Genomic DNA, 3,055 nt, shown 5'->3' with positions numbered 1-3,055 from the left:
CGACCAACCAGGGGACGCTTACCGTGATCAACGGGAATATCGGGACCACCGGTGCGTCGACTTTGATAAGCGGATTTCATGATTCGGCAGGCGATGTCTATACGGAAACGCCGCTCAATGTCGGAACGGTGAACGGTAGGATCTTCACGGCGCCCCCGCCTCCGGGCGGAGCAGGTGTTGGAGGGACTGCTACCACGCAGGCGACCGCAAACGCGGCGGCGGCCGACGCGCAAACGGCGTTTAACAACCTGTCTCCCGCTTCACTGCCGGGCGGTACCGATCCAGGCGCCGGCCAGCTCGGCGGGCTCGTCCTCGCCCCCGGCGTCTATCAAGCCGCGGGGGGTTCGTTCCAGATAACGGGATCGGATCTCACCCTGGACGCCCAGGGCGATGCGACTGCTGTCTGGGTCTTCCAGACGGCGAGTACGCTCACCGTGGGCGCTCCGGGATTCCCTCGCAGCGTGATCCTGATTGGCGGCGCCCAGGCCAAGAACGTCTTTTGGCGGGTCGGCAGTTCCGCCACGATCAACGCGGCAGGAGGCGGCACCATGGTGGGAACCATAATTTCTTCTGCAGCCACTACGTTCTCTACTGCGGGCAACGTGACCTTAGTGACGCTGAACGGCAGAGCGTTAGCCCTGAACGCGTCCGTCACCATGGTGAACACCGTCATCAACGTGCCTGCCCCCTAGCGAGGTATGACAATTCACCGTAACTTAATGACTCTGAGGGACGTTAAACGCTCCCGTAGAACGACATGAAACTAGTGTAGTGAGTTAGAAGTTCGTTGAATTACTTCATGTCCTCGCGGTCTTTCGGACAGCAGCGTGTTCGCATCGGGCGGGAGATAGACGCGGATCACGTCGGCCTTCTTGTTGACGACATGATCGATGAACCCGGGATCCTGGTGGCTGAAGCCGTTGCGCAATGGCCTGAGTTCGATCTTGAGGCGGCAGAGTGGCGCATCCCGGCTGAACGCATGAAGATGAAGGCCGCGCATATCGTTCCGCTATCCAGTCAGGCGATTGAAGTGATCGAGCAGCTACGCGCGCTGAACGGGTACAGCAAATGGGTATTTCCGAATCAGGCGAACCCGGCGAAGTGCATGAGCGAAAACACCATGCTTTATGCGCTCTACCGCATGGGGTATCACTCGCGCGCGACCGGGCACGGCTTCCGCACTACCGCCTCAACGATCTTGAATGAAACGGGCTTTCGCGCCGATGCCATCGAACGCCAGCTAGCGCACGTCGAGCCCAACAAGGTACGAGGCGCTTACAAACAAGGCCGAATATCTGCCCGAGCGCCGCCAGATGATGCAGGCCTGGGCGGACATGCTCGACGCCATGGGCGCAAGCGGTAAGGTAGTCATCGGGAAATTCAACAGAGCGGCTTAACGGCGGCCTTCATACTCCTTAATACATTCCTGCTCTCTGATGCTCTCTCCGCGCTCTCAGAGCGTGGCTGCTTTTTGTTTACCTTTTGCTGACATCAGGGTGTACGCGGGGCTTCTGAAAAGTTTCCCAGTTTTTGAGCATTGCCAAGCCTAGCCCGACGGGGCGAACGCCGGAACCCTTGCCGGTTGGCTTGGCATCCTTCACAAGGGCAGCGGGAAGGGACGCTATGAAAAAGAGATTCGAAGGCGCTTTAGCGACGCCTATCAAGTCCAGAGAGCTTCCGGCGCTGCTGGCAGAAGAAAAACTAGCCGGCTTACTTGCCGAACATTCCAAAGAGGACACTGAAAAGCTCCTGTTGCTGTGCGGGCATTACGGTATTGCGGCTGGCGATGGGATGTTCTACAGGCTGGCCTTGGCGTTAGCGCGTGACTTCGTGCCTGGCTTTCAAGAGCAAAAGAGACGTGGCGCAAGATCGAAATGGACTCCCTTTAATAAAGCGGCGCTGGTTGTAGAAATCGAGCGCATCGTCTGGCCGGACGACCGCACGCATGGGGTTAAATGGGCAGCAATGCAGCTTGCTAAGGATGAGCCGTGGCGGTCATTCATCAAAGAAAGGGAATCGGACTACACGTCACCAGACCCAACGGAAGTATTACGAAAGATGTACTACGACTTCAGGAACGATAGATGGGCAAATGTAATGCGGGACGCCTTCAAACTGCATGAGCACAACGGCGAGATTCCCAAGTGGGAAAGCCAAGTCGCCGACTTCGTAAACAACCCTCACCCAAAAAAAGTTCTGTGAGTTAATTCGCGCATATTTCTCTCACGCGTCTAATGCCAGCGTCGCAACCAACTTCTAGAAGGTGTACGCAATGGCAAAGGGCACCGCGAGTTCTGCTGCCGGAACAATTCCAGACGCACTAAAAAATTTTGATCAGTTGCCAAGCAGCGGATTTGTCAGGCAGCCGATTGTCGAATCGCTCTATTCAATTTCTGGCGCAACCGTTTGGCGATGGTCGAAAACCGGGCGCATACCCAAACCAACGAAATTATCTGCAGGCATAACCGCCTGGAATGTCGGCGAGCTGCGTCAATCGCTGGCTGCACAGTGAGGCGGCCATGCATACAAAAGACAGAAAGCCGTGGGCGGGCAACCCAGCGGCTTTCGAGGTACATCAGACAAGCCATCTTATCCCGCTGGCATTGCTCGCGCAATGCGAGAAAGCGCTGTATCTCGCAGCCTATAACCACGGCGCACTAAGCTTCGCGGCACTGGTTCTGCTATTCCGCCGTCATCCTGAATGGCGGTCAGCATGAGCGCGCTACCGTCAAGCATCGGTATCCCACAACCGGACGCCGATGCAATTCTGCGAACCTTGTCCGTGCTGTTCAATCCCGATGACGTAATCGAACTGCGGGCGCTATCGACACGCGGACGGAAGCAAACCCCTGCCGGCTATTTCGACCGCGAGCATCGTTTCCTGCTGGTAAGCGAAGCCGTGCGCCTGAACAGGCAAGGCATTGCGGTTTACGCGACGCTCAACACCATAAACCCGCTGTTGCATTCACGCTATGCCAACCGGATAGAGCCAAACGCGACCGCCACGACAACCGATGCGGACGTGCTGCGCCGTCGCTGGCTTCTGATCGACCTT

General features: G+C 57.2%; 5 protein-coding genes and 1 pseudogene. All 6 read left to right on the top strand.

What is annotated here, in order from left to right; translation table 11 throughout:
• On the top strand, nucleotides 1–692 hold a 692-nt coding region (locus H0V78_03860), incomplete at its 5' end, for a DUF3494 domain-containing protein (GenBank protein ID MBA2350939.1).
• A 107-nt stretch (nucleotides 693–799) separates the two neighbouring features.
• Nucleotides 800–1,397 (top strand): annotated as a pseudogene (locus H0V78_03855) (site-specific integrase).
• Nucleotides 1,398–1,623: 226 nt separating this feature from the next.
• Nucleotides 1,624–2,202, top strand: coding sequence for a hypothetical protein (locus tag H0V78_03850; GenBank protein ID MBA2350938.1), 579 nt, complete (start codon nucleotides 1,624–1,626; stop codon nucleotides 2,200–2,202).
• 70 nt (nucleotides 2,203–2,272) lie between these two features.
• A complete protein-coding gene (locus tag H0V78_03845; protein ID MBA2350937.1) occupies nucleotides 2,273–2,512 on the top strand; it encodes an AlpA family phage regulatory protein in 240 nt (79 codons plus the stop codon).
• 7 nt (nucleotides 2,513–2,519) lie between these two features.
• Nucleotides 2,520–2,717, top strand: coding sequence for a hypothetical protein (locus tag H0V78_03840; GenBank protein MBA2350936.1), 198 nt, complete (start codon nucleotides 2,520–2,522; stop codon nucleotides 2,715–2,717).
• The coding region (locus tag H0V78_03835) for a hypothetical protein (protein MBA2350935.1) at nucleotides 2,714–3,055 on the top strand (342 nt) is incomplete at its 3' end. The genes H0V78_03840 and H0V78_03835, both read left to right, overlap by 4 nt.

The organism is Burkholderiales bacterium, from assembly GCA_013695435.1.
Lineage (GTDB): Bacteria > Pseudomonadota > Gammaproteobacteria > Burkholderiales > JACMKV01 > JACMKV01.
The sequence above is the reverse complement of the archived record's forward strand: the minus strand, read 5'-3'. Positions and strand labels throughout refer to the sequence as shown.

Excerpts from the sequence above, each read along its gene's own strand:
- H0V78_03850 (MBA2350938.1), top strand. The coding sequence starts at position 1,624 with ATGAAAAAGAGATTCGAAGGCGCTTTAGCGACGCCTATCAAGTCCAGA.
- H0V78_03845 (MBA2350937.1), top strand. The coding sequence starts at position 2,273 with ATGGCAAAGGGCACCGCGAGTTCTGCTGCCGGAACAATTCCAGACGCA.
- H0V78_03840 (MBA2350936.1), top strand. The coding sequence starts at position 2,520 with ATGCATACAAAAGACAGAAAGCCGTGGGCGGGCAACCCAGCGGCTTTC.